Below are 22,140 nucleotides of genomic sequence, written 5' to 3' on the forward strand. Positions count from 1 at the left end.
ACTGTAATGAATAACCCTTTTACTTTATTTGATTTACCCGTTCAATTTCAACTTGATAACGCCCAGCTTTCTGAGCGTTATCTTGCTTTACAGAAACAGCTTCACCCAGATAACTTTGCCCACAAATCAAGTGCTGAACAGTTAGAAGCGGTGCAAAAATCTGCTGATGTCAATGAGGCACTCAATATTCTTAAAGATCCGATTTTACGGGCAGAAGCGATGATTGAAATCCATACAGGTGAAGCCAAAAATCTCGAAGAAAAAAGTATGCGAGATGTGGATTTCTTAATGCAGCAACTCGAATGGCACGAAAAACTGGAAACCATTGAGCATCGTAAAGACGAAACCGAACTGACCGTCTTTTTAAAACAGATTAAAGCGGAACAAAAAGCAGTATTAGAACAGCTTGAACAAACGTTAAATACAGCCGACTGGCAAAAAGCCAATGCGTTAACCGACAAGCTCCGTTACTTTAAAAAATTAATTATTCAGATTGAGAAAGTAGAAGAAAAATTCTTTGACTATTAATCCTACATTTGTATGGTTTTCGCAAGCGGTCAAATTCTAAGGAAATTTTGCAAATGAAAAATTTAGAACAATTATTAGATAAACAATCGGCTTGGTTAATTTTAAGAGACTGGTTTACCCAAGCCAAAAATCATTACGAAATTTTAGCGAGTTACCCTGAAGATGCCGGCAGTGCATTGGTTGGTATGCAACTTTCTACTCGCTCACCGCTAGGGGCAATGGTGTATGAAACCGGTGGCGTATTTATTGACCACGGTTGGTTACGCATTTTAGGCTCAGGCAACGAAAAATTGCCTCGAGGCTTATTTGATTGGAACTTTGGCAAAACTTTTAAACAATCTGGCGAACAACCAAGCCACTTGCTGGTAGCGGATGATGCAATCGGTGGCTATTTTGCCATTAATGCCGGCGGAATCGGCTCAGATCTTGGCAAAGTTTATTATTATCATCCAAAAGCTAAAAAATGGGAAAACACCCAATTAGGTTATTCAGAATTTCTAGGCTGGGCATTAGCCGGAGATTTAAACCATTTTTATCAGGATTTGCGTTGGGAAAACTGGCAAACCGATGTAGAGAAATTACAAGGGCATCAAGTGCTGGATCTTACAAGTAAAATCGCCGTTCCGATTGAACGCCACTACCAAGGCGAATTTGCCCCTGAAAATATGGGATATTCGGTGGCTTAAGTGTTTGTAAGAGAGGCTGAAATATAGGCTGTTTAGCTTATTTTTTTAGAACGAAAGAAATTTTCTGATTTTCGATTTAGATCACAAAAATCGCTCAAATTATATTTTTTATTCCTTTTATACTAAATTAAAAAAGAGGAATAAAAAATGAAAGCAATTTTATGCCAAAGAGCTAAACAGCTTCGGACTAATATGACAGAAGCAGAGAAGGTTCTTTGGCAAGCATTAAGAGCAAAACGATTTTTAGCGATAAAATTTAAACGGCAACAAGTTATAGGTAACTATATTGTCGATTTTGTTTGCTTTTCAGCGAAATTAGTTATTGAATTAGATGGTTCACAACATTTAGATCAACAAAACTATGATAATCTACGAACTCATTTTTTAAACGGTCAGGGGTTCAGGGTTTTAAGATTTTGGAATAATCAAATTCATAGCGATCTAGAGGCTGTTTTAGATACAATTTTTTATGAAATTACGAGAGGGTAATTCCCCCTCTCTCTGATAAATCATTCTGAACGAATGATTTATCTGTCTCTCTCCCACAAGGGGCGAGAGTTAATTTTGCGGTTATTTTAGAATTTTGAAAGAACAACATTTTCTCCTACAAAAGGAGAATGCTAATTTTTTAGTTGTTTTGAATTTTTGAAAGAATAACCCTCTCCCCTTGTGGGAGAGGGATAGATTTTTCTTCGTTCAGAAGAAAAATCAGGGAGAGGGGAATCTCCAGCTTCTCTTAAACAATATATTTCACTCCATTTAATACAATAGAGAACTAAGTTAGAAAGATAAAGAGATAAATAAATGGCATTATTACAAATTTCTGAACCCGGTCAAACCGCTGCACCACATCAACATAAATTAGCGGTAGGAATTGATCTAGGTACAACCAATTCATTAGTGGCAACTGTGCGTAGCGGGCAGACTCAGGTATTGCTTGATGAACAAGAAAGAGCATTAGTGCCGTCAGTAGTGCATTATGCGGAAACAGAAAAAACAGTTGGGATTGAAGCCTTTGCCAAAGCTGCACTTGACCCGAAAAATACCGTCATTTCAGCTAAACGTCTCATTGGGCGTTCTCTGGCAGATGTTCAGCAACGTTATCAAAATTTACCTTATCAATTTGTCGCGAGCGAAAACGGTTTACCTTTAATCCAAACAGCGCAAGGTAATAAAAGCCCGATTGAAGTTTCGGCGGATATTTTAAGCCACTTGGCACAATTTGCCGAAAAGCGTTTAGCCGGTGAGCTTTCAGGCGTGGTAATTACCGTACCGGCTTATTTTGATGACGCACAACGCCAAAGTACCAAAGATGCCGCACGTCTTGCGGGTTTAAATGTATTACGTTTGCTCAATGAACCAACGGCAGCAGCGATTGCTTATGGTTTAGAAAGCGGACAAGAAGGTGTGATTGCCGTTTACGATTTAGGTGGCGGTACTTTCGATTTATCTATTTTGCGTTTACGCAAAGGTGTGTTTGAAGTATTAGCAACCGCAGGTGATACCGCACTCGGTGGCGATGATTTCGACCACCTATTAGCGGAATGGATTGCTGAACAGGCAAATTACAAACCTCAAACGGCAAGCGAGCAGCGTGAATTATTAACTTTGGCAACTCAAACCAAAGTCGCACTTTCGCAAGCGGTTGAATTTGAAGTGAAATTTGCAAATTGGACAGGCGTAGTAAGCCGTTCGCAATTTAATGAGCTAATTCAACCGCTTGTAAAACGCTCGCTGATGACTTGTCGCCGAGCCTTGAAAGATGCCGGAGTTGAAGCAGAAGAGGTTCGTGAAGTGGTAATGGTAGGCGGTTCGACCCGTGTACCGTTTGTGCGTGAACAAGTCGGCGAGTTTTTCGGTAAAACGCCATTAACCTCTATCGACCCGGATAAAGTTGTTGCCATTGGTGCGGCAGTGCAGGCGGATATTTTAGTTGGAAACAAACCGGATTCCGATATGTTGTTGCTTGATGTTGTGCCACTTTCGCTTGGTATTGAAACGATGGGTGGTTTGGTGGAGAAAATTATTCCACGCAACACTACTATCCCAGTAGCTCGAGCTCAAGAGTTTACTACCGGTAAAGACGGTCAAACGGCGATGACAATCCACGTTTTACAAGGTGAGCGTGAATTAGTCGAAGATTGTCGCTCTCTCGGTAAAATCACTTTGCGTGGCATTCCGGCAATGGCAGCAGGGGTTGCACAGGTTCGGGTAACTTACCAAGTTGATGCAGACGGTTTATTAAACGTGACTGCAATGGAAAAATCGACCAAAGTGCAGGCTTCAATTCAAATCAAACCGTCTTATGGCTTAACCGATGAAGAAGTTACGCAGATGATTAAATCCTCAATGGCAAATGCCAAAGAAGATATGGAAGCCCGCCAGTTAGTTGAACAGCGAGTAGAAGCCGACCGAGTGATTGACAGCGTGGTAACGGCATTGAAAGAAGATGGCTCTGCAGTGTTGAGTGTGGAGGAGTTCCAAGCGATTGAAGCACAATTAGCCCGTTTAATCGAATTAAAAGAAGGTACTGCTCGCTTTGCAATTCAGCAAGGTATCAAAGAGGTGGATTTAGCTACGCAAGAATTTGCAGCACGGCGTATGAATTTATCAATTCAAAAAGCGTTAGCCGGTAAAAAAATGGACGATTTAGCATAAGGAGGCAGTATGTCTAACTATGTAAAAACCGAGATTTCAGAACAATTCAGAACCGTTGCGGTTGAATTCGATTTAGAGGATAACCGCATTTTTGAGTTGGGCGAGCGGATTAATACTGAATATGATGTTGCCTATATGAACGGTTATAACTGGGCTGCATTTTTACGGGCTTATCTTAGTATTTATCGTCCAAGCCTATTAGAGTTATTAGAAGAAGATCCGGACGTAGGATGTTATTATGTTACCTATCCGCTTTCCGAGAAAAGTAAAGAGAAAGCAAGGGAATTAAAGAAGATTATTGTTTATCTGGTTGAAAATGAGGAAGAGATTTTAAACTTCATCGGCGAACATCTGGATAATATTGAATGGGATTAGTAATAAGGAAACTTTAAAATGCCAAAAATTGTTTTTCTTCCACACGAAGAATTTTGCCCGGAAGGTATGGTTGTTGAAGCTAAAGCCGGAGATAATTTATTAGAAGTAGCACACGAAGCAGGCGTTGAAATTCATCACGCTTGCGACTGTTCTTGTGCTTGTACCACTTGCCACGTGGTAATTCGTGAGGGTTTTGATTCGTTAAATGATACTTCAGATCAAGAAGAAGATATGCTGGATAAAGCTTGGGGATTGGAAATAGACAGCCGTTTAAGTTGCCAATGTATTGTTGGTGAAGAAGATTTGGTTGTTGAAATTCCAAAATATAATTTAAATCACGCAAATGAGGCAGCGCACTAATGAAATGGACAGATACCCGAATGATCGCTGAAAATCTGTATGATATGAACCCGGATTTAGACCCGACCACGGTTCGTTTTACAGATATGCATAAATGGATTTGTGAAATGGAAGATTTCGATGATGATCCGGAAGCATCAAATGAACATATTCTTGAAGCGATTTTAACTATCTGGCTAGAAGAGTATGAATAGTAGTAGGAACCTAAAGCAAGTGCTTTAGGTTTTTCTTATTACAAGCGGTTAGAAAAATAAAATTTTTTACATATGACTGTTATAAAGCCGAATACAGTTATGCATTATTTCAATATGAGGATAAATTTATGAGTGAATCTAAACCTTTTCCAATAACTACAGGCTTTTTTGCAATGCCATTAGGGCTGGGGGCGTTAGGCCTTGCCTGGTTAAATGCAACGCCTATCACTCCTTATGCTACAACAATTGGTAATATCATTGCTGGAACGTCAGTCATACTTTGGGTAGCCTTATTAGGCTGTTATGTGTATCGTGTGTTTTTTTGTTTTGAGCAGATTAAAGCAGAATTTATGCACCCAGTGCAATGTTGTTTATTTTCCTTAGTGACAATGACAACCATGATAAGCGGTGATGTGCTCTATGTATGGGGTTTTTATTTAGGCGAACTATTGATTTTTTTAGGCGTCATGGTGCATTTAATTTTCTTGGTTTTTATTATTGGTGGATTATGGAAAGGCACACAATTTTTGCCGGAAACGCTACACCCGGTACATTACCTACCGCCAATTGCAGGGAGCTTCACTATGGCAAGTTCATTAAGCTTAATTGGCTACAGTGAAATTGCCTCTTTATTTTTAGGCATTGGCATAATTTCCTGGTTAGTATATGAACCCACTATGTTACAAAGAATTCGGCTTAGTCCGCTTTTTCCGATTGCTAGACCATCTTTAGGAATTGTTCTTGCTCCGGCATTTGTGGGCGCTTCTGCCTATTTTTCTATGGGTGGAGAATTAGACTTGTTGGCAAAAATGTTATGGGGATATGGATTCTTACAATTCTGTTTTATTTTACGAAACCTCAAATGGATAGCTGAAAATGGCTTCTCGATGGGTTTCTGGGCATTTTCATTTGGTTTAGCTGCAATGGCAAGAGGTGCGATTGAATTTTATCAATTTGAACCTTTATCTTTTATTGGGTTAGCCGGCTTCACTATTGCCAATTTCGGCATTGGGTTATTGCTGATCTTTACCCTGAAATTGTGGCTACAACAATCAAGAGCATAGGAACATTATAAATTCACTAAAATAACGCCACCTTTTAAAGAATCCATACATTTAACCAACTTAAACTTTGGGAATTGATTTTGAGAAAGTGGCGGATAACCTAATGGTTTATTAGGTCGCTATCTAGCTTGATGCTTCTTACCGCATACACTCTGCGTTTATTCAGCTCTTCCCGAATTGCTTGTTTTTCAAAACCGTCTTGAATAACTTGCTGCACATCAATTTCGATTGCGGCTTGGTAATATTTTTTCGCCAATTCAGGTTGGGGGTAATTCCTCTGTTCAAAACCTAATCGCCCTCTAGCATCCGCTTCACAGGCGAACAGGAAATCAAAAAAGCGGTTTGGTTTACGCCACACATCTAGGCTGTTAAACAGTTTTATTACCGTTTCAGGGCGAAGTTCCGCCATTTTATGGCAATGCGTGTGGTATTCGGTCACTAAAAGGGCAAAATCTTTAATCTCAGTTGGGATTTTTAACCGATTGGCTAACTCTCGGGTTGGTTGAATGCCTTTGACTTCGTGTCCGTAGTGATGAGGCAAAATATCAGCAGGCGTTAAGCCTTTGCCTAAGTCGTGGCAAAGGGCTGCAAAGAGTAAAGCGGTCGGATTTTCCGCTTTTTTTGCAAGTCTTTTTGCCTGTTGTAGCACCATTAGAGTGTGTTTGCCGGAGTCAATTTCAGGGTGGTGTTGAGGTGGTTGTGGTACGCCAAACAGACGATCCAGTTCAGGGAATAGCACTTTTAATGCCCCAATTAAGCGTAAAATGTCAAAATAAACGTGCGGATTATCGGTTTCAAAGGCTTTCTGTGTTTCCAACCACACACGTTCAGCGGTTAAATGTTCCAATTCACCGCTTTGTACCATCTCTCGCATTAATTTCAGGGTTTCAGGAGCAATGGTAAAACCAAATGAATGAAAACGGGCGGCAAAGCGGGCAACCCGTAGCACCCGTAGCGGATCTTCGCTGAATGCAGGAGAAACGTGGCGGAGTAGCCGATTTTCTAAATCTTGCACACCGCCATAAGGATCAAAAAGTGTGCTGTTTTCATCTTGGGCGATGGCGTTAATGGTTAAATCTCGGCGGATCAAATCTTGCTCAAGCGTGACGTTTGGGGAGAAATCGCAAATAAAGCCGTTGTAACCATTGCCGTTCTTGCGTTCTTGGCGAGCAAGGGCATATTCTTCTTTGGTTTCAGGGTGTAAAAACACCGGAAAATCTGCCCCAACTTGTTGAAATCCTTGGGCTAAAAGTTGTTCGGCAGTTGCGCCAACCACTAAAAAATCTCTATCTTTCACTGGCAGCCCAAGAAGTTGATCCCGCACTGCTCCACCGACTAAATAAATATCCATTTGCAAAAAATCTCAAAAAATGACCGCTTGTTATATTTTACGCTCGATCTAGTTCCCCTCTTTAGCAAAGAGGGGGTAGGGAAGATTTGGCAGAATTTCTATACGCTCATACGAAATGTTGAAATAGTATCAAATCTCCCCCAGCCCCTACTTTTCTAAAAGGGGAGTTATTCATTAAATACCACCAGATAATGTTATTCCGTCTTCTCTTTAAACTCACATAAATCTTCAATAATACAAGAACCACAACGAGGCTTACGGGCAATGCAAGTGTAGCGTCCGTGTAAAATCAACCAATGGTGAACATCGACTTTAAATTCGTCCGGCACAACTTTGAGCAGTTTTTCTTCTACCTGAACTACATTTTTGCCGGGAGCGAAGTTCGTGCGGTTCGACACCCTGAAAATATGGGTATCGACTGCAATCGTAGGGTGTCCGAATGCGGTATTCATCACCACATTGGCGGTTTTTCTGCCAACACCGGCAAGGGCTTCGAGGGCATCTCTGTCTTCAGGCACTTCGCCGTTATGTTTTTCGATCAGATCTCGGCAGGTCTTGATAATATTTTCTGCCTTGCTGTTAAATAAGCCGATAGTTTTGATGTACTCTTTTAGCCCATCTACGCCTAAATCTAAAATCGCTTGTGGCGTGTTGGCGACAGGGAAGAGCTTATCGGTGGCTTTATTTACGCCTTTATCGGTCGCTTGGGCGGATAGAATCACGGCAATTAATAATTCAAACGGATTACTGTAATTGAGTTCAGTTGTCGGTTTTGGATTTTCATTGCGTAAACGGGTTAAAATCTCAATACGTTTTGCTTTATTCATTGTTAATTAAAAATTCCTTGCTCGTAGAGCATTTTGCCGACCATCATAAAAGACATAGTCACTAGCATCGGACGGATTAATTTTTTGCCTTTTGTCATCACCATTTTCGCACCTAGTGTGCCGCCAATAAATTGCCCGACCATCATAATTAAGCCGATTTTCCACATTACCGCACCACCAAGCGTAAAGAAAATTAATGAGGCAAAGTTGGAGGTAAAATTAATCACTTTGGCGTGTGCTACGGCTTTAGAGAGGTTGAAGCCGAGCAGCAAAATAAATGCCAGAGTCATAAAAGAGCCGGTTGCCGGTCCGAACATTCCATCATAAAAACCGAGAGCGACAGCGGCGGTAAAGGCAAATAGGGTAAAGCTAATGCGTTGTTTACGATCTTCATCGCCAATTTTAGGGCTGACCAAAAAATAGATGCCGATAATCAGAATTAAGAAAGGCAACAATGTTTTTAAGAAATCGACATTGATCATTTGCACAAAAATAGTACCGGCGGCAGAGCCTAAAAAAGTGCATAGAATTAGCAACCAAATTTGTTTTAAATTAACAGCTTTTTTGCGAATAAAATAGAGTGAGGAAGAGAGTGATCCGCCACACGCCTGTAATTTATTCGTGCCAAGTGCCATTGCCGGAGGAAGCCCTGCTGCCATTAATGCCGGAATAGTGAGTAAGCCACCGCCGCCAGCGATGGCATCGATAAAGCCGGCAAGGGTCGCAACGGCAAACAAGATTGCTAAAACATCAATTCCCAATTCCATTAATACACCACCATTTCGTCACTATGCACTGCAACAGAACCAAATTCATAACCAAGGAGCGATTCAATTTCTTTTGATTTCTTACCTTTAATTCGCAGCAATGCCTCACTGCTATAACGGGCAATGCCGAGTGCTAAGGCTTTGCCGTCTTGGCTGAAAATTTTGATTACTTCACCTCGAGTAAATTCGCCTTTGATGGCAGAAACTCCCACCGGCAGTAATGATTTATGTTGAAGCAAGGCTTGTTCCGCCCCGAAATCTACCACAATTTCACCCACTTGCGGAGCAGCAAATAACCAGCGTTTTCTGCCTTCCAAGCGGTCAGATTGGACTAAAAATTTACTGCCGATGTTTTGCCCGTTTGCTAAATCAACTAACACATTTGGGCGAGAACCGGAGGCGATGATGGTTTCCACACCGGAGCGGGTAGCAATATCAGCAGCAGTAATTTTGGTACTCATTCCGCCCGTGCCTAAACCGGTTGAACTACCACCGGCAATTTGGCGGATTTCAGGCGTGATTTTTTCCACCACCGAGAGCAATTTAGCATCAGGGTTTGAGCGAGGATCGGCACTGAATAAGCCTTCTTGGTCGGTTAATAAATAGAGCTGATCTGCTTGAGCCAAAATCGCAACTAAAGCCGATAAATTATCGTTATCGCCTACTTTAAATTCTTCGGTAGCAACGGCATCGTTTTCATTAATCACCGGAATGATTTTTTGTGCAAGCAGGGCATCAAGGGTATCACGGGCATTGAGGAAACGTTCACGATCGTCCAGATCGGCTCGGGTTAAGAGCATCTGCCCGATATGGATATTATAAATATCGAATAAATTTTCCCACACTCGAATGAGCTGACTTTGCCCGACCGCTGCTAACATTTGCTTAGAGGCTAAGGTTTTAGGGAGTTCAGGGTGTCCTAAATAGTCCCGACCGGCAGCGGCAGCTCCGGATGTCACCACAATCACACGATGCTGTTGGTGTAATTGAGCGATTTGTTTTACCAGCTCTAACATATAAGGACGGCTTAAACTTTTAGTGCCGTGTGTGAGAGTGCTGGTGCCAAATTTTATCACGATAGTTTTTGACATAATCTGTTCACTTGTAACTAAAAATAATGTTGCCAAAAGTATCACTTTTAGGGTGTAAAATCACGCTTAATTTGATATAAAATCAAACCAATTTGCATAACAGGAGAAAAAATGAAAATCAGCATTATTGTTGCCCGAACAATCAACAAGGTGATTGGCAAAGATAACCAAATGCCGTGGCATTTGCCGGTAGATTTAGCCTGGTTTCGCCAAAACACGCTCGGCAAACCGGTGATTATGGGGCGGAAAACCTATGAATCTATCGGCAGGTTATTGCCAAAACGCCCTAATATTATTCTTTCCCGTTCAGGTTTTACGGTGGAAGGGGCTTATGCGGTACAATCGCTCGAACAAGCGGTTGAATTAGCGAAAAATTTTGCAAATACAGCTGAAATAATGATTATTGGTGGGGGGGAACTGTTTAAGCAAGCCTTACCACTAGCAGAAAGACTTTATTTAACTGAGATTCAAGCAGACATTGAAGGGGATACGTTCTTTGAATTTGATGAACAAAATTGGGCGTTAGTAGAAGAAAAGTGGTCAGAAATTGATGAAAATAACCCTTTCCGTTGCCGTTTTATGTGTTTAGAACGAAAATCTGTTTAATAACTAAGCGGTTAAAAGTAAAAATGTGAACGCAAACCTTTGCTATTTTTAGAGCTAGATACAAATAAAAAAACAGCCTTTAAAATATCGGCAGTTTATTTTATTTGAGGAGGTTCTAAATGGACTATGTTGAAATACTCGGCTATGTGGCGATGATTTTAGTTGCCTGTTCTTTTTTATTAAAAGATGTGATTAAACTGCGGGTGGTGAATTCGCTGGGTTGTGCCTGTTTCGTTGTTTATGGTTTGCTGATTGGCTCGATTCCGGTCACCGGCTTAAATGCGTTGGTGGTGTGTATTAATTTATACTATATTTCCAAAGGCAATAGACCAACTGCCACACATTCGTAAATTTTTACCTAAAACAGACCGCTTGTAAGACAGACTTACAAGCGGTTCTTGATTTTAGAGATTATACAGAATATCTAACGCATCACTGAGTTTTTTCACGGTGAACACCTGCATATCTTTAATTGCCTTTTTCGGGACATTGCCGTGAGGAATTATCGCCCGTTTAAAGCCGTGTTTTGCGGCTTCGCTGATCCGCTCTTGCCCACTGGTAACCGGGCGGATTTCCCCTGCTAAGCCGACTTCCCCAAAAATCACCAAATCTTGCGGCAATGGACGGTTACGGAAGCTGGAAATTAACGCCAAAATTAAGGCTAAATCGGCACTGGTTTCCGTGACTTTCACCCCACCGACCACATTTACAAACACATCTTGATCCGACATCTGCAAGCCACCGTGTCGGTGTAGCACCGCAAGTAATAGCGATAAACGGTTATGATCTAAGCCAACCGCCACACGGCGAGGGTTTGCCAGCATTGAGTGATCGACTAAGGCTTGAATTTCAACCAACAATGGGCGTGTTCCTTCCCATAACACCATCACCGAACTGCCCGGCGTTTGCTCTTCGCTACGGCTTAAAAAAATCGCAGATGGGTTTTTCACTTCTTTTAGCCCTTGCTCGGTCATCGCAAATACGCCCAATTCATTAACGGCACCAAAGCGGTTTTTCTGGCTACGCAAAGTACGGAAACGGGAATCGGATTCGCCTTCTAACAGCAAGGAAGCATCAATGGCGTGTTCCAACACTTTCGGGCCGGCAAGCGTGCCATCTTTAGTGACGTGCCCAACCATAATAATCGCCACTTGGCGGGTTTTGGCGTAGCGGGTAAGGAAAGAGGCACATTCACGCACTTGTGAAACACTGCCCGGTGAGGATTGAATATCCGACAAGTGCATCACTTGAATCGAGTCAATCACCATAATCTTCGGTTTTTCTTGGTCTGCAATATTGCAAATATGCTCGACAGAGGTTTCAGACAACATTTTCAGATTTGCCGTTGGTAAGCCTAAGCGATTTGCCCGCATTGCAACTTGTTGTAACGACTCTTCACCGGTAACATAAAGCGTTGGTAGATGTTGGGCTAAACCGCACATTACTTGCAGTAATAACGTACTTTTCCCTGCCCCCGGGTGGCCACCAATCAGTATTGCTGACCCCGGTACCACACCGCCACCGAGTACACGATCCAGCTCGTTAAAGCCACTGCTAAAACGAGGCACTTCCTGCAAGCTGATGTCAGACAGCGTTTGTACTTTGCCTGAAGTTTCACCTGCATAGCCGCTAAAGCGGTCAGATTTGGCGGTTTCTTTGCTGGAAATCAACCGCACTTCACTGATGGTATTCCAAGACTTACATTCCCGACATTGCCCCATCCAACGGGAATATTCAGCCCCGCAATCATTACAAACATAAGCGGTTTTAGGTGCTTTTGCCATTTTTTATCCTTGAGTGACGAAATTTAGCAAATTCTATCAAAAAACTGTATGGATAAACAGATGAAAAATTTATTTTTTCGATCTGCATCGAAAAATTGACATTTGCCGGTCGCAAAGCCGGCAAAAAATTTGCACACTTGATTCGCCACAATTTGTTGGTGCAATTTATAAGGAAATTTATATGCAAAAAATTGTACATTTTCGACCGCTTGGCATTCGCCAACTGCATCGGGCATTTACCCTAATTGAGTTGATGATCGTGATTGCGATTATTGCCATTCTTGCCACCATTGCGATCCCTTCCTATAACTCATACACCCAAAAGGCGGCGTTATCGGAGTTATTGCAAGCCTCTGCTTCGTATAAATCAGACGTTGAACTCTGTATTTACAACAGTGGCGGGCTGGATAACTGCTCCGGTGGCACGAATGGGATTCAGGCGAATAAAACCAGTAGTAATACCACTAAATACCTAAACTCAATTGCGGTAACAAAAGGCGTGATTACGGTAACCGGCAAAGGCTCTCTGAATGGTTATGGCTATACCTTAACACCGTCGTTCTCAAATAATACGATTAGTTGGACGGCAAGTTGTAGTGGCAATGATACGAGCCTATTTCCAGCTAATTTCTGTAGCACAACTGTTACACCAAACGGCTAATTTGAGGTGAGGAAATCAAAATGGAGTATTCGGTAACCGACTTAAACAGCCAAAGATTCATCGAGATTTCAGCAGAACAATGGCAGAAAAATTGTAATGAAAAGCAGATTTTGTTGCGTTACTTAGCCGTTCCACTGCAAGAAACAGCAGAACAGCTTTGGCTGGGAATTGATGATATGCAAAATCTTAATGCCTGCGAGATTTTTGCATTTATCTACCACAAACAGATTGAGCCTGTTTTGATTTCCTCCGAAGAATTAAAATTTTTGCTCAATGCCCTTTCGCCTGAACAGAGTAGCCCGCAGAGTGAAATTTATGAAGAAAATCCGCTTTATCCTTTTTCCGAGAATACCGAGCAGCCGGATAGAAATGATCCGATCATCCAAATTTTAGAGAATTTGTTTAAGTTCTGTTTGCAACAGAACGCTTCCGATATCCATCTTGAACCACAAAAAGAGAGATTGTTAATTCGGTTAAGAATTGATGGCGTGCTACATATTTATAAAAGCCTGCCGAGTAGTTTATCCAGCCGTTTGATTTCACGGGTTAAATTATTGGCTAAGCTCGATATCAGCGAGACTCGTTTGCCACAAGACGGACAATTTCATTTCAAAACACTGTTAGCTGAAACGCTGGATTTCCGTGTTTCTACCTTGCCAACGCACTTCGGCGAAAAAGTGGTGCTACGGCTACAAAAAAATAAACCAACCCATTTTGATTTTTTAGATTTAGGCTTTAACCCAACTCAGAAAGCCAATTTGCTGAATGCTTTGAGTCAGCCTCAAGGATTGATTTTAGTAACCGGCCCGACAGGAAGCGGTAAAAGCATCACGCTTTACAGTGCATTAAGCCATTTAAACAGCAGTGAAAAGCATATTTTGACTGCCGAAGACCCGATTGAAATTGAGATTGAGGGAATTATCCAAACCCAAGTGAATCGAGGGATTAACTTAGATTTCAGCCAACTGTTAAGAACCTTTCTACGCCAAGATCCGGACATTATTATGCTCGGCGAAATTCGTGATGAAGAGAGTGCAGAAATGGCACTACGGGCGGCACAAACCGGGCATTTGGTGCTTTCGACTTTGCACACCAATGATGCCCCTTCAGCGGTAGAACGGTTGCTACAGCTCGGCATAAAAGAGTATGAACTTAAAAATTCATTGCTACTCGTGATTGCTCAACGCCTGTTACGCCGAGTGTGTGTGAAATGCGGTGGGGCAGGCTGTGAGCATTGTTATCAAGGGTATAAAGGGCGAATTGGGGTATATCAACTCTTAAACCGATCTGCAAAAAATTTTGAAAAAAACACCGCTTGTTTGGATTTTAAAACCCTTGCCGACAGTGCAAAAGAAAAATTGACGGAAGGAAAAACCAATCAGGCGGAAATTTTAAGGGTGCTAGGCAATGACGAAAATCTATGAATTTCATTGGCAAGCTCAGAGCCGATTTGGGCAAAAACAGCGGGGCAAGCGGTTGGCAACGAATCGAGACATGTTGGAAAACCTTTTGCTGGCACAAGGTTATCAGCATATTCGGATTAGCCGAAATTTTGTGCTTTCAGCAAACCCGAAAAAAGAAGAGGTGAATAGCTTGCTATCACAGCTTGCATTGTTGGTTAATTCTGCCATGCCGTTAAAACAGGCATTATCTATGTTGTTGCAAAACTGCCGAAATATCCGCCTTTATCTATGGCTTAATGAGCTGATTCAGCATATTGAAAGTGGCTATGCTTTTTCACAATCGTTGGAGAAATTGGGTGAATTTGTGACCAATCAGGAAATTCAGCTAATCAAAATGGGCGAACAAAGCGGAAAACTGGGCATTATGCTGACTAATTTAGCTGAAAGCCGAGCGAAATTGGAAAAATTGGCGAAAAAAGTGAAGAAAATCCTGTTCTACCCGGTGATTGTGTTGCTGATTTCGCTCGCTTTATCTATCGGGCTATTGGTTTTGATTGTACCGCAGTTTGCCCAACTTTATGGCTCAAAAGACAAAACTTTACCCCTCATTACCGATATTTTATTTACCCTTTCCGAATGCTTGATTGAGCAAGGCACAGTATTACTTGGCACGTTACTACTAGCGGTCATTTTTTACCTGTTTTTTGCAAAAAAGAGCAGGTTAGTCGCAAAGTGGAAAATGGCTCTATGGGCTAAAATGCCACTGTTTAGCCGAATTATTGAGCAATCTCGCATTATCTTTTTCAGCCAAAATATTGCCTTAATGCTGAATGCTCATATTCCGCTTGATGTTGCCTTGAGGTCGTTTTTATCCGAGAAAAATGATGACCCGATTTTACAGCAAGAAATTGGCACTATGCTTAATTTGTTACAACAAGGCTACAAATTTTCACAAGGGATCAACCCGAATGTGTTTGGTGCTGAGATGGCACAAATGCTTGAGGTTGGGGAGAAAAGTGGCAATGTGGCGAAAATGTGTGAGCATATTAGTGAGATGTACCAACAAAAATTAGATTACCAAATTGATATTTTGTCTCAGCTATTAGAACCGATGCTAATGTTGATAATGGGCGTGATTGTCGGCACTATTATTGTTGGGCTGTATTTACCGATTTTTGATATGGGGGCTTTGGTGGAGTAGCGATGTTAATACTGTTTTCCCTCTTCATTGCGGTTTGGCTCAAAGCGGAGATCCCTCGATTTGCCATTCGAGTCAATCGCCAAATTTACCAAGAAACAACTTCATTAGTGAATATTGGCTTAACCGAGCAACAGTTTTTGGCTCAATCGGTGCTACAACCGAAACAACCCCGATCGGCAAATCTATTTTTTCTCCTTTTTCCATTGATTATGCTCTGCTCGGAAAGCCCTATTATCGGCACGATTTTTATTCTGCTCTGTTTTTTATCACTGCTGGATATGTGCTATTACCTAACGGATATTCGCTACCTCGTGCTTATATTTTTGTTGGTGTTATGGGAGAGTTTAGCCGATTTCCAACACCAAACTTTTACCTTTACCCTTGCTTTTTGCCTGTTGATTGGCTTGGTTTCACAGCTTATGTTTAAAAAGGAGGCATTTGGCTCGGGCGATATGTTGTTATTGGTTGCGTTATCCCCACTCTTTCGGCTCGAAAAAATGCTCTTATTGATATTAACCGCCAGCCTGCTAGGGATTGGTTATTACTTGGCTTATTGGCTAATGAAAAAGCAGAAATTAGCAAAATTGGCGTTTATTCCGTTTATTAGCACAGCGATGTTGCTGGTGCTAATGCTTGAAAGCAGAGGGATTAATTACTAGAATTGGTTTGTTTTTATTTTGAGGAATCAATTTTTATGACTTACGTTGTAGGCTTAACCGGTGGAATAGGCAGTGGCAAAACCACAGTGTCTGATTTATTTTCAGCTCTTGGAGTAGAGGTAATTGATGCTGATGTGGTGGCTCGCCAAGTTGTTGAACCGGGTACACCGCTTTTAGCCAAGATTGTAGAGCATTTTGGTGAAGAGATCTTAACCGCTGAAAAAGCATTAGAACGCACTAAACTTCGCCAAATTGTGTTTAACAATGAACAGGAAAAAACGTGGCTCAATAATTTACTTCACCCCGCCATTCGAGAAGAAATGGTAAAAAAATTGCAAGAATCGACCGCTTGTTATGTGATTTGGGTCGTGCCGCTTTTAATTGAAAATAAGCTCACCGAATATTGTGATCGTATATTGGTTGTTGATGTTTCTCCTGAAATCCAACTGGAAAGAGCAACCAAACGTGATAACAGTAAAATTGAAACCATTAAAAATATTATGGCAGCCCAAGTCAGCCGTGAAGAAAGATTAAGTTATGCTGATGATGTGATTGAAAATAACTTGCCATTTGAACAGGGCTTGCTTTTAATTAAAGAGCAGGTTCAAGCCTTACATTATAAATACTTAGCATTAGCAAAAAAGGAAAAAGAATGCCAGAAACTATTGTAAACTGCCCGACTTGTGAAAAAGAAGTGGTGTGGAGTAAAGAAAGTAAATACCGCCCGTTTTGTAGCGAGCGTTGTCAAATTATTGATTTAGGCGATTGGGCGGCAGAAAAGCACTCTATCGCCAGTGAAGAAGCGGAGTTGTTTAGCGAAGATTTAGAAAAGTATTAGTTAGGTAAATTGAGCGGAAAAACGCTCTAATTCTTGCCAAATATCATCGCTAAATTCTTGTTTCACCTTACGCTCTAATTCAGCCAGTTGTTGGATTAGGGCGTAAAGTTTTTGGTAAGTCAGTCGTTGAGTGATCTGGTTGTAAAAAGGTCTGCGGTTTTGCCAAATTTTCAAGCGGTCAAATTCTGTTCGTAAATTACCGATAAAAAGTGATTGTTCGCTGGAAACGACTGCGGTTGGGTTGCGAGTGATTTCGAGTAAAATCATCAACTCTTTTTGCACAATTCTTAATAAAACGACCGCTTGTACTTCTTCATTTTGCAGATGGTACAAAATGCGTTGAGCTCTTTGGATTTTTCCTTCAAATAATGCATCAATCCATTGAAATGGAGTAAATTGGGCGGAGTGTTCAACCACTTCTTGGGCTTTTGTCAGCGTGATTTTTCCATCAGTTGCATTGAGTTGTAGCAGTTGTAATGCCTGTTTAAGCGCCAGTAGATTGCCTTCGTAGCTATAACAAAGGAGTTGGTTTGCTTCATTTTCAATTTGCAAATTCATCGCTTTTGCTCGATGACTGACCCATTGTGGAAGTTTGCTAAGTTCCGGTGTTTGGCAGTTAATTTGCACGAGATTTAGCTCAATTTGCGTGAACCAAGCCTGTTTTTTCATTGTTTTGGAAAATTTAGGTAAGTGCAGGATAAAGAGCAAATCACTATGAATAAAGGCACAAAGCTCAGCCAGTTTTTTAAACTGTGTCGCTGTGGGGGAATCCGGAAAATTCAGCACCATAATTTGGCGTGCAAAAAACAATCCCATTGATTGAGCTGCTTCGAAAAGTTCTTCCCAGTTAGTATCGTTTTTGATTTCAACTTCTTTTTTTTCATCAAAACCGTTGAGACGGGCGGTGTGAATAATGGCATCTTTGGTTTCATTCACCAATAGCAGATCATTCCCTGTTAATAGATAAAAGGGCTGTAGTCCTTTGTTTAATGAAAATTGAAGTGTTTCCGGAAAGATTTTTTGCATACAGATAAACAATGGGCGAAACATATTTCGCCCCTACAATGATTATTTTGAGAGTTCTTTTTTTAAGCCCGCCATTTTGATAATTAATTGGCGAGAGGCTTGTTCATACATATCTTTCATAATCATCTCTTTTTCAGCAGACTTTGCCAAAGCTGCACGAGAGTCATCAAAGAAAGTACGATGAACCGAAACTTCTAAAGGGTATTGCCCTTTATTTGGAATATCGGCAATCGCATCAACGTTTAGCGTTAAGATTTTTTCTGCTTCACGAGCTTGTTTAAACACAGAAACCACTTTGCTGTTTGTTGAGGTTGAAACCAAACGTAATTTTGCCACATTAGCCGTGCTAGGCACTAATTTTACATCGCTTAGTTGTAACTGATTGCGTAAAATTCGAGACATTTCGCTGTGTTGATCTGCACTTTCAAAGGTTAATGTTCTGAACGATTCAGGTAATACCTCATTGTTTTTAAAGTGCCAACCGCAGGCGGTAAGAGCAAAAACAGCGATGAGAGAGAGTTTTTTAATCATAATGAGATTTCCTTGTTTATTCCCCTCTCCCCTTGTGGGAGAGGGACAGGTTTTTCTTCGTTGAGAAGAAAAAGCAGGGAGAGGGGGCTATTTTTTGCAAAATTTTCCAAGAAAATAACCGCTTGTACCCTCTCTCTGATAAATATTTCTGCACGAAATATTTATCGGTCTCTCTCCCATATAAGGGAGAGTGTGTTTGTTACGCCTTAACCGCAAAGCTCAACATTTTAAATGGAACGTAGATTTCTTTTACAATCTGCTGACCATCTAAGAATTTAGCAACGTTTGGATCGGCTTTAGCGATAGCTTTAACTTCATCTTCCGTAGCAGTAGCTGAAACAGTGATTTTGCCACGCACTTTTCCGTTGACCTGTACTACCACTAATTTTTCATCTTCCACCATTGCGGATTCATCGGCTTGTACCCAAGGGGCAAAATCGATGGTTTGTTCATTACCTAACACTTGCCATAACTCAAAGCAGATATGTGGCGTGATTGGGTAAAGCATACGCACCACCGCACTTAAAGCTTCTGCCATTACGGCTTTATCTTGTTCGGTTTCAAGTGGGGCTTTGGTGAGCTTGTTCATCAATTCCATCACCGCAGCAATCGCTGTATTGAAGGTTTGACGACGACCAATATCATCACTCACCTTAGCAATCGTTTTGTGTACATCACGGCGAAGTTCTTTTTGATCCTTGTCTAAGGCATTCACATCTAATGCAGTCGTTGCCGGATTTTGGGCATAGCTATAAACTAAATTCCAAACACGACCTAAGAAACGTTTTGCCCCTTCAACGCCGGATTCTTGCCATTCTAATGTCATTTCCGCAGGGGAGGCAAACATCATAAACAAGCGAACTGTGTCAGCACCATATTTTTCCACCATTTCTTGCGGATCGATACCGTTGTTCTTTGATTTCGACATTTTAGTCATACCGCTGTGAACCAGCTCACGCCTTTGTGGATCGGTTGCTTTGATGATACGACCTTTCTCATCACGTTCTAAGGTGACTTGTGTCGGGCTGACCCAAATACGCTCGTTAGTTGGGCTGGTGTAGTAGAACGCATCGGCAAGCACCATACCTTGGCATAACAGTTTAGTCGCCGGTTCGTCCGAATTTAAAATACCCGCATCACGCAACAATTTATGGAAGAAACGGAAGTAGAGCAAGTGCATTGTGGCGTGTTCAATACCGCCGATATATTGATCGACCGGTAGCCAGTAGTTTGCCTCGTCTGAATCTAACATTCCTTCGTGATATTGTGGGCAAGTATAACGTGCATAATACCAAGAGGACTCCATAAAGGTATCGAAAGTATCGGTTTCACGCAATGCCGGTTTGCCGTTGTAAGTGGTTTTCGCCCACTCTGGGTCGGCTTTGATTGGGCTTTGCACGCCGTTCATTACCACATCTTCAGGGAGAATCACCGGTAAATCTTGTAATGGAACGGTAACCACTTCGCCCTCTTCTGTGGTCATCATTGGGATTGGTGCACCCCAATAACGTTGACGAGAAACACCCCAGTCACGCAGACGGAAATTCACTTGGCGTTTACCTACGCCCATTGCCTCTAATTTATCGGCAATCGCAGTGAAAGCCACATCAAATTCCAAGCCGTCAAACTCGGCAGAGTTGATTAATTTACCGTGTTCGGTGTAAGCGGCTTTGCTGAAATCCCACTCTGAGCCATCAAGCGGTTGAATTACCTGATTAATTTGCAAATCGTATTTTTGTGCAAATTCAAAGTCACGCTCATCGTGAGCCGGAACCGCCATTACCGCACCTGTACCGTAGTGCATTAACACAAAGTTAGCAACCCAAACCGGTACTTCTTTTCCTGTTAACGGGTGAATGGCGAACAAGCCGGTTGCCATTCCTTTTTTCTCCATGGTGGCTAATTCTGCTTCTGCCACTTTGGTGTTTTTCGCTTCACGGATAAATTCAGCCAATGCCGGGTTATTTTGTGCAGCTAATTCTGCTAATGGGTGAGCCGCAGCAATCGCCACATAGCTTACGCCGAAGAAGGTATCCGGACGGGTAGTGTAAACCGGTAATTCTACGTTTGAACCGGCAATTTTAAAGGTGATTTCTACCCCTTCGGAACGACCGATCCAGTTGCGTTGCATGGTTTTTACTTGATCCGGCCACTGTGGGAGATTATCTAACTGATTGAGTAATTCTTCAGCATAGTCAGTGATTTTGATAAACCATTGTGGAATTTCACGCTGTTCCACTGGGGTGTCACAACGCCAGCAACAACCTTCGTGAACTTGCTCGTTGGCAAGCACAGTTTCATCATTCGGACACCAGTTTACGGTTGAGGTTTTTTTATACACTAAGCCTTTTTTATAAAGTTCTGTGAAGAACCATTGCTCCCATTTGTAGTATTCCGGACGGCAAGTGGTGACTTCACGATCCCAGTCATAAGAGAAGCCCAACATTTTAAGCTGACCTTTCATATATTCGATGTTTTCGTAAGTCCATTTTGCCGGTGCGGTATTATTTTTCACCGCAGCACCTTCCGCCGGTAAACCGAAAGCGTCCCAACCCATCGGCTGTAATACATTTTTACCGATCATACGCTGATAACGAGACACTACATCACCAATGGTGTAGTTACGAACGTGCCCCATATGTAGCTTACCTGACGGATAAGGCAACATTGAAAGGCAATAGTATTTCTCTTTGGTAACGTCTTTAACTGCTTTAAAAACTTTATTTTCTGCCCAATAACGCTGAACCTTAGGTTCAATCTCACTTGGGTTATACTGCTGTTGCATAAAATTTAACCTTTAAATTTAACTGAAAAAATTGCCGATAGGATACCGCAAAAACGCCTTTTTTTGAATGGCAAGCGGTGGAATTTGATGAAAAATTTGCAAATTGTGAGTAACAGAAAAGCTAGACAGCTGAATTTAGAACAGGCAAAATACAGAATATATAACCAGTACTTGAAGGAGCTAGGTATGTCTATTGTGATTGTAGATACCGATTTTGTTGTACATAAAGAAGATGAAGAGTGGACAACAGAAGAAATCAAGATGATAGAAGAACATTTATTAGAAGAACAATCAGCTCAATACCAAGTAAAAAGGGAAGTACCGAAACAATTTTATGCTGATATTGCTGAACGTTTATCACGAGGAGATTTAACTGCTTGGGAGCAGTTAGATGGTTAGTGTTGATTTTAAAAATAATCTATTAGAGTTTATTTTCTATGGATTATTTTCGGAGCATACTCAAACGAATATCATCAATGGTTTACAGTTTTATCCAAAAGCAGGTGTCGCATTTCGAAAGGATTTACGTTTCAGAAAGCGAGCGGTTTATCAACGGGAAATAATGGTATTCTATCAATTAGATAAAATAGATGAACCGAAAAAAGTCACCATTATTGCATTTCGTTTAGGGAGAATGAAAAATCCTATTCGTTTAGATACAGTGCAAAACCGCCGAGTAGTTACTGAAATTTTTATGAATTATCCTGAAAAAGATTAGGGATAAGATTTATTAAAAAAACCAACC

General features: G+C 41.4%; 26 protein-coding genes. 18 read left to right on the forward strand and 8 right to left on the reverse strand.

Features of this window, described 5'->3' with window-relative positions:
* The first annotated feature begins 6 nt into the window (after window positions 1-6).
* From hscB to EDC41_RS05275, 8 genes are all read left to right on the forward strand, one after another.
* Window positions 7-528, forward strand: coding sequence for a Fe-S protein assembly co-chaperone HscB (gene hscB, locus EDC41_RS05240; protein WP_006248386.1), 522 nt, complete (start codon window positions 7-9; stop codon window positions 526-528).
* 53 nt (window positions 529-581) lie between these two features.
* A complete protein-coding gene (locus EDC41_RS05245) occupies window positions 582-1,214 on the forward strand; it encodes a DUF2625 family protein (protein WP_006248387.1) in 633 nt (210 codons plus the stop codon).
* A 147-nt stretch (window positions 1,215-1,361) separates the two neighbouring features.
* Window positions 1,362-1,703, forward strand: coding sequence for an endonuclease domain-containing protein (locus EDC41_RS05250; RefSeq protein ID WP_006253362.1), 342 nt, complete (start codon window positions 1,362-1,364; stop codon window positions 1,701-1,703).
* Window positions 1,704-2,018: 315 nt separating this feature from the next.
* The gene (gene hscA / locus EDC41_RS05255) at window positions 2,019-3,872 is read left to right on the forward strand and encodes a Fe-S protein assembly chaperone HscA (RefSeq protein ID WP_006251350.1); all 1,854 of its coding nucleotides are present in this window, start codon (window positions 2,019-2,021) and stop codon (window positions 3,870-3,872) included.
* Between the two features lie 9 nt (window positions 3,873-3,881).
* The gene (locus EDC41_RS05260) at window positions 3,882-4,247 is read left to right on the forward strand and encodes an Imm51 family immunity protein (RefSeq protein ID WP_006248389.1); all 366 of its coding nucleotides are present in this window, start codon (window positions 3,882-3,884) and stop codon (window positions 4,245-4,247) included.
* Between the two features lie 18 nt (window positions 4,248-4,265).
* A complete protein-coding gene (gene fdx / locus EDC41_RS05265; protein ID WP_006248390.1) occupies window positions 4,266-4,607 on the forward strand; it encodes an ISC system 2Fe-2S type ferredoxin in 342 nt (113 codons plus the stop codon).
* Window positions 4,607-4,801 carry a Fe-S cluster assembly protein IscX gene (gene iscX / locus EDC41_RS05270; protein WP_006248391.1) on the forward strand — a complete coding sequence of 65 codons (195 nt, stop codon included), beginning with the start codon at window positions 4,607-4,609 and terminating at the stop codon, window positions 4,799-4,801. Before fdx ends, iscX begins: the two co-directional genes overlap by 1 nt.
* Window positions 4,802-4,929: 128 nt before the next feature.
* A complete protein-coding gene (locus EDC41_RS05275; protein WP_006251348.1) occupies window positions 4,930-5,865 on the forward strand; it encodes a TDT family transporter in 936 nt (311 codons plus the stop codon).
* Between the two features lie 100 nt (window positions 5,866-5,965).
* Here EDC41_RS05275 and EDC41_RS05280 read toward each other — a convergent pair whose 3' ends face one another.
* From EDC41_RS05280 to proB, 4 genes are all read right to left on the reverse strand, one after another.
* Window positions 5,966-7,216, reverse strand: coding sequence for a multifunctional CCA addition/repair protein (locus EDC41_RS05280; protein WP_006251347.1), 1,251 nt, complete (start codon window positions 7,214-7,216; stop codon window positions 5,966-5,968).
* A 194-nt stretch (window positions 7,217-7,410) separates the two neighbouring features.
* Complete coding sequence (nth, locus tag EDC41_RS05285; RefSeq protein WP_006248394.1) at window positions 7,411-8,043, reverse strand: endonuclease III; 633 nt, start codon at window positions 8,041-8,043, stop codon at window positions 7,411-7,413.
* 2 nt (window positions 8,044-8,045) lie between these two features.
* Window positions 8,046-8,810 (reverse strand): TSUP family transporter, encoded by a 765-nt coding sequence (locus EDC41_RS05290; protein ID WP_006248395.1) that lies wholly within the window; start codon window positions 8,808-8,810, stop codon window positions 8,046-8,048.
* Entirely contained in the window at window positions 8,810-9,901 is a 1,092-nt protein-coding gene (gene proB / locus EDC41_RS05295) for a glutamate 5-kinase (protein WP_006251346.1), read from the reverse strand. The genes EDC41_RS05290 and proB overlap by 1 nt, the downstream gene beginning before the upstream one ends.
* 111 nt (window positions 9,902-10,012) lie before the next feature.
* Between proB and folA the strand changes: the two genes are divergently transcribed.
* Window positions 10,013-10,507: a type 3 dihydrofolate reductase gene (gene folA, locus EDC41_RS05300; protein ID WP_006248397.1), complete on the forward strand. Its 495-nt coding sequence runs from the start codon at window positions 10,013-10,015 to the stop codon at window positions 10,505-10,507.
* A gap of 119 nt (window positions 10,508-10,626) precedes the next feature.
* Entirely contained in the window at window positions 10,627-10,857 is a 231-nt protein-coding gene (locus tag EDC41_RS05305; protein WP_006251345.1) for a YgjV family protein, read from the forward strand.
* 54 nt (window positions 10,858-10,911) lie between these two features.
* On the opposite strand, the gene radA is transcribed toward EDC41_RS05305, so the two are convergent.
* Window positions 10,912-12,291: a DNA repair protein RadA gene (gene radA, locus EDC41_RS05310; protein ID WP_006251344.1), complete on the reverse strand. Its 1,380-nt coding sequence runs from the start codon at window positions 12,289-12,291 to the stop codon at window positions 10,912-10,914.
* Window positions 12,292-12,472: 181 nt separating this feature from the next.
* Here radA and ppdD point away from each other — a divergent pair, with 181 nt between their 5' ends.
* Genes ppdD through yacG form a run of 6 tightly spaced genes read left to right on the forward strand, consistent with a single transcriptional unit; the run spans window position 12,473 to window position 17,053 of the window.
* Window positions 12,473-12,952 carry a prepilin peptidase-dependent pilin gene (gene ppdD / locus EDC41_RS05320; RefSeq protein WP_020831302.1) on the forward strand — a complete coding sequence of 160 codons (480 nt, stop codon included), beginning with the start codon at window positions 12,473-12,475 and terminating at the stop codon, window positions 12,950-12,952.
* Between the two features lie 20 nt (window positions 12,953-12,972).
* Window positions 12,973-14,376, forward strand: coding sequence for a GspE/PulE family protein (locus EDC41_RS05325; RefSeq protein ID WP_006251341.1), 1,404 nt, complete (start codon window positions 12,973-12,975; stop codon window positions 14,374-14,376).
* A complete protein-coding gene (locus EDC41_RS05330) occupies window positions 14,360-15,556 on the forward strand; it encodes a type II secretion system F family protein (RefSeq protein ID WP_006248403.1) in 1,197 nt (398 codons plus the stop codon). Before EDC41_RS05325 ends, EDC41_RS05330 begins: the two co-directional genes overlap by 17 nt.
* A 2-nt stretch (window positions 15,557-15,558) precedes the next feature.
* Window positions 15,559-16,215 (forward strand): prepilin peptidase, encoded by a 657-nt coding sequence (locus EDC41_RS05335; protein WP_006248404.1) that lies wholly within the window; start codon window positions 15,559-15,561, stop codon window positions 16,213-16,215.
* Between the two features lie 35 nt (window positions 16,216-16,250).
* Window positions 16,251-16,886 carry a dephospho-CoA kinase gene (gene coaE / locus EDC41_RS05340; protein ID WP_020831305.1) on the forward strand — a complete coding sequence of 212 codons (636 nt, stop codon included), beginning with the start codon at window positions 16,251-16,253 and terminating at the stop codon, window positions 16,884-16,886.
* Window positions 16,868-17,053, forward strand: coding sequence for a DNA gyrase inhibitor YacG (gene yacG / locus EDC41_RS05345; protein ID WP_006248406.1), 186 nt, complete (start codon window positions 16,868-16,870; stop codon window positions 17,051-17,053). The genes coaE and yacG overlap by 19 nt, the downstream gene beginning before the upstream one ends.
* Here the strand turns inward: yacG and holA are convergent, their stop codons facing one another.
* From holA to leuS, 3 genes are all read right to left on the reverse strand, one after another.
* Window positions 17,054-18,079 carry a DNA polymerase III subunit delta gene (holA, locus tag EDC41_RS05350; protein ID WP_032844853.1) on the reverse strand — a complete coding sequence of 342 codons (1,026 nt, stop codon included), beginning with the start codon at window positions 18,077-18,079 and terminating at the stop codon, window positions 17,054-17,056.
* Window positions 18,080-18,121: 42 nt separating this feature from the next.
* Window positions 18,122-18,610: an LPS-assembly lipoprotein LptE gene (locus EDC41_RS05355; protein ID WP_006251337.1), complete on the reverse strand. Its 489-nt coding sequence runs from the start codon at window positions 18,608-18,610 to the stop codon at window positions 18,122-18,124.
* A 199-nt stretch (window positions 18,611-18,809) separates the two neighbouring features.
* Window positions 18,810-21,395: a leucine--tRNA ligase gene (gene leuS / locus EDC41_RS05360; RefSeq protein ID WP_006251336.1), complete on the reverse strand. Its 2,586-nt coding sequence runs from the start codon at window positions 21,393-21,395 to the stop codon at window positions 18,810-18,812.
* Between the two features lie 186 nt (window positions 21,396-21,581).
* Between leuS and EDC41_RS05365 the strand changes: the two genes are divergently transcribed.
* Both EDC41_RS05365 and EDC41_RS05370 read left to right on the forward strand, forming a co-directional pair.
* Window positions 21,582-21,794, forward strand: coding sequence for a hypothetical protein (locus EDC41_RS05365; RefSeq protein ID WP_006248410.1), 213 nt, complete (start codon window positions 21,582-21,584; stop codon window positions 21,792-21,794).
* Window positions 21,787-22,113 (forward strand): hypothetical protein, encoded by a 327-nt coding sequence (locus tag EDC41_RS05370; protein ID WP_006251335.1) that lies wholly within the window; start codon window positions 21,787-21,789, stop codon window positions 22,111-22,113. The genes EDC41_RS05365 and EDC41_RS05370 overlap by 8 nt, the downstream gene beginning before the upstream one ends.
* The last annotated feature ends 27 nt before the right edge of the window (window positions 22,114-22,140 follow it).

Source organism: Mannheimia haemolytica, assembly GCF_004342115.1.
Taxonomy (GTDB): Bacteria; Pseudomonadota; Gammaproteobacteria; order Enterobacterales; family Pasteurellaceae; genus Mannheimia; species Mannheimia haemolytica.

What these genes read in the sequence shown, in the direction of transcription:
- hscB (WP_006248386.1), top strand. Translation starts at nt 7, where the DNA reads ATGAATAACCCTTTTACTTTATTTGATTTACCCGTTCAATTTCAACTT.
- EDC41_RS05245 (WP_006248387.1), top strand. Translation starts at nt 582, where the DNA reads ATGAAAAATTTAGAACAATTATTAGATAAACAATCGGCTTGGTTAATT.
- EDC41_RS05250 (WP_006253362.1), top strand. Translation starts at nt 1,362, where the DNA reads ATGAAAGCAATTTTATGCCAAAGAGCTAAACAGCTTCGGACTAATATG.
- hscA (WP_006251350.1), top strand. Translation starts at nt 2,019, where the DNA reads ATGGCATTATTACAAATTTCTGAACCCGGTCAAACCGCTGCACCACAT.
- EDC41_RS05260 (WP_006248389.1), top strand. Translation starts at nt 3,882, where the DNA reads ATGTCTAACTATGTAAAAACCGAGATTTCAGAACAATTCAGAACCGTT.
- fdx (WP_006248390.1), top strand. Translation starts at nt 4,266, where the DNA reads ATGCCAAAAATTGTTTTTCTTCCACACGAAGAATTTTGCCCGGAAGGT.
- iscX (WP_006248391.1), top strand. Translation starts at nt 4,607, where the DNA reads ATGAAATGGACAGATACCCGAATGATCGCTGAAAATCTGTATGATATG.
- EDC41_RS05275 (WP_006251348.1), top strand. Translation starts at nt 4,930, where the DNA reads ATGAGTGAATCTAAACCTTTTCCAATAACTACAGGCTTTTTTGCAATG.
- EDC41_RS05280 (WP_006251347.1), bottom strand. Translation starts at nt 7,216, where the DNA reads ATGGATATTTATTTAGTCGGTGGAGCAGTGCGGGATCAACTTCTTGGG.
- nth (WP_006248394.1), bottom strand. Translation starts at nt 8,043, where the DNA reads ATGAATAAAGCAAAACGTATTGAGATTTTAACCCGTTTACGCAATGAA.
- EDC41_RS05290 (WP_006248395.1), bottom strand. Translation starts at nt 8,810, where the DNA reads ATGGAATTGGGAATTGATGTTTTAGCAATCTTGTTTGCCGTTGCGACC.
- proB (WP_006251346.1), bottom strand. Translation starts at nt 9,901, where the DNA reads ATGTCAAAAACTATCGTGATAAAATTTGGCACCAGCACTCTCACACAC.
- folA (WP_006248397.1), top strand. Translation starts at nt 10,013, where the DNA reads ATGAAAATCAGCATTATTGTTGCCCGAACAATCAACAAGGTGATTGGC.
- EDC41_RS05305 (WP_006251345.1), top strand. Translation starts at nt 10,627, where the DNA reads ATGGACTATGTTGAAATACTCGGCTATGTGGCGATGATTTTAGTTGCC.
- radA (WP_006251344.1), bottom strand. Translation starts at nt 12,291, where the DNA reads ATGGCAAAAGCACCTAAAACCGCTTATGTTTGTAATGATTGCGGGGCT.
- ppdD (WP_020831302.1), top strand. Translation starts at nt 12,473, where the DNA reads ATGCAAAAAATTGTACATTTTCGACCGCTTGGCATTCGCCAACTGCAT.
- EDC41_RS05325 (WP_006251341.1), top strand. Translation starts at nt 12,973, where the DNA reads ATGGAGTATTCGGTAACCGACTTAAACAGCCAAAGATTCATCGAGATT.
- EDC41_RS05330 (WP_006248403.1), top strand. Translation starts at nt 14,360, where the DNA reads ATGACGAAAATCTATGAATTTCATTGGCAAGCTCAGAGCCGATTTGGG.
- EDC41_RS05335 (WP_006248404.1), top strand. Translation starts at nt 15,559, where the DNA reads ATGTTAATACTGTTTTCCCTCTTCATTGCGGTTTGGCTCAAAGCGGAG.
- coaE (WP_020831305.1), top strand. Translation starts at nt 16,251, where the DNA reads ATGACTTACGTTGTAGGCTTAACCGGTGGAATAGGCAGTGGCAAAACC.
- yacG (WP_006248406.1), top strand. Translation starts at nt 16,868, where the DNA reads ATGCCAGAAACTATTGTAAACTGCCCGACTTGTGAAAAAGAAGTGGTG.
- holA (WP_032844853.1), bottom strand. Translation starts at nt 18,079, where the DNA reads ATGCAAAAAATCTTTCCGGAAACACTTCAATTTTCATTAAACAAAGGA.
- EDC41_RS05355 (WP_006251337.1), bottom strand. Translation starts at nt 18,610, where the DNA reads ATGATTAAAAAACTCTCTCTCATCGCTGTTTTTGCTCTTACCGCCTGC.
- leuS (WP_006251336.1), bottom strand. Translation starts at nt 21,395, where the DNA reads ATGCAACAGCAGTATAACCCAAGTGAGATTGAACCTAAGGTTCAGCGT.
- EDC41_RS05365 (WP_006248410.1), top strand. Translation starts at nt 21,582, where the DNA reads ATGTCTATTGTGATTGTAGATACCGATTTTGTTGTACATAAAGAAGAT.
- EDC41_RS05370 (WP_006251335.1), top strand. Translation starts at nt 21,787, where the DNA reads ATGGTTAGTGTTGATTTTAAAAATAATCTATTAGAGTTTATTTTCTAT.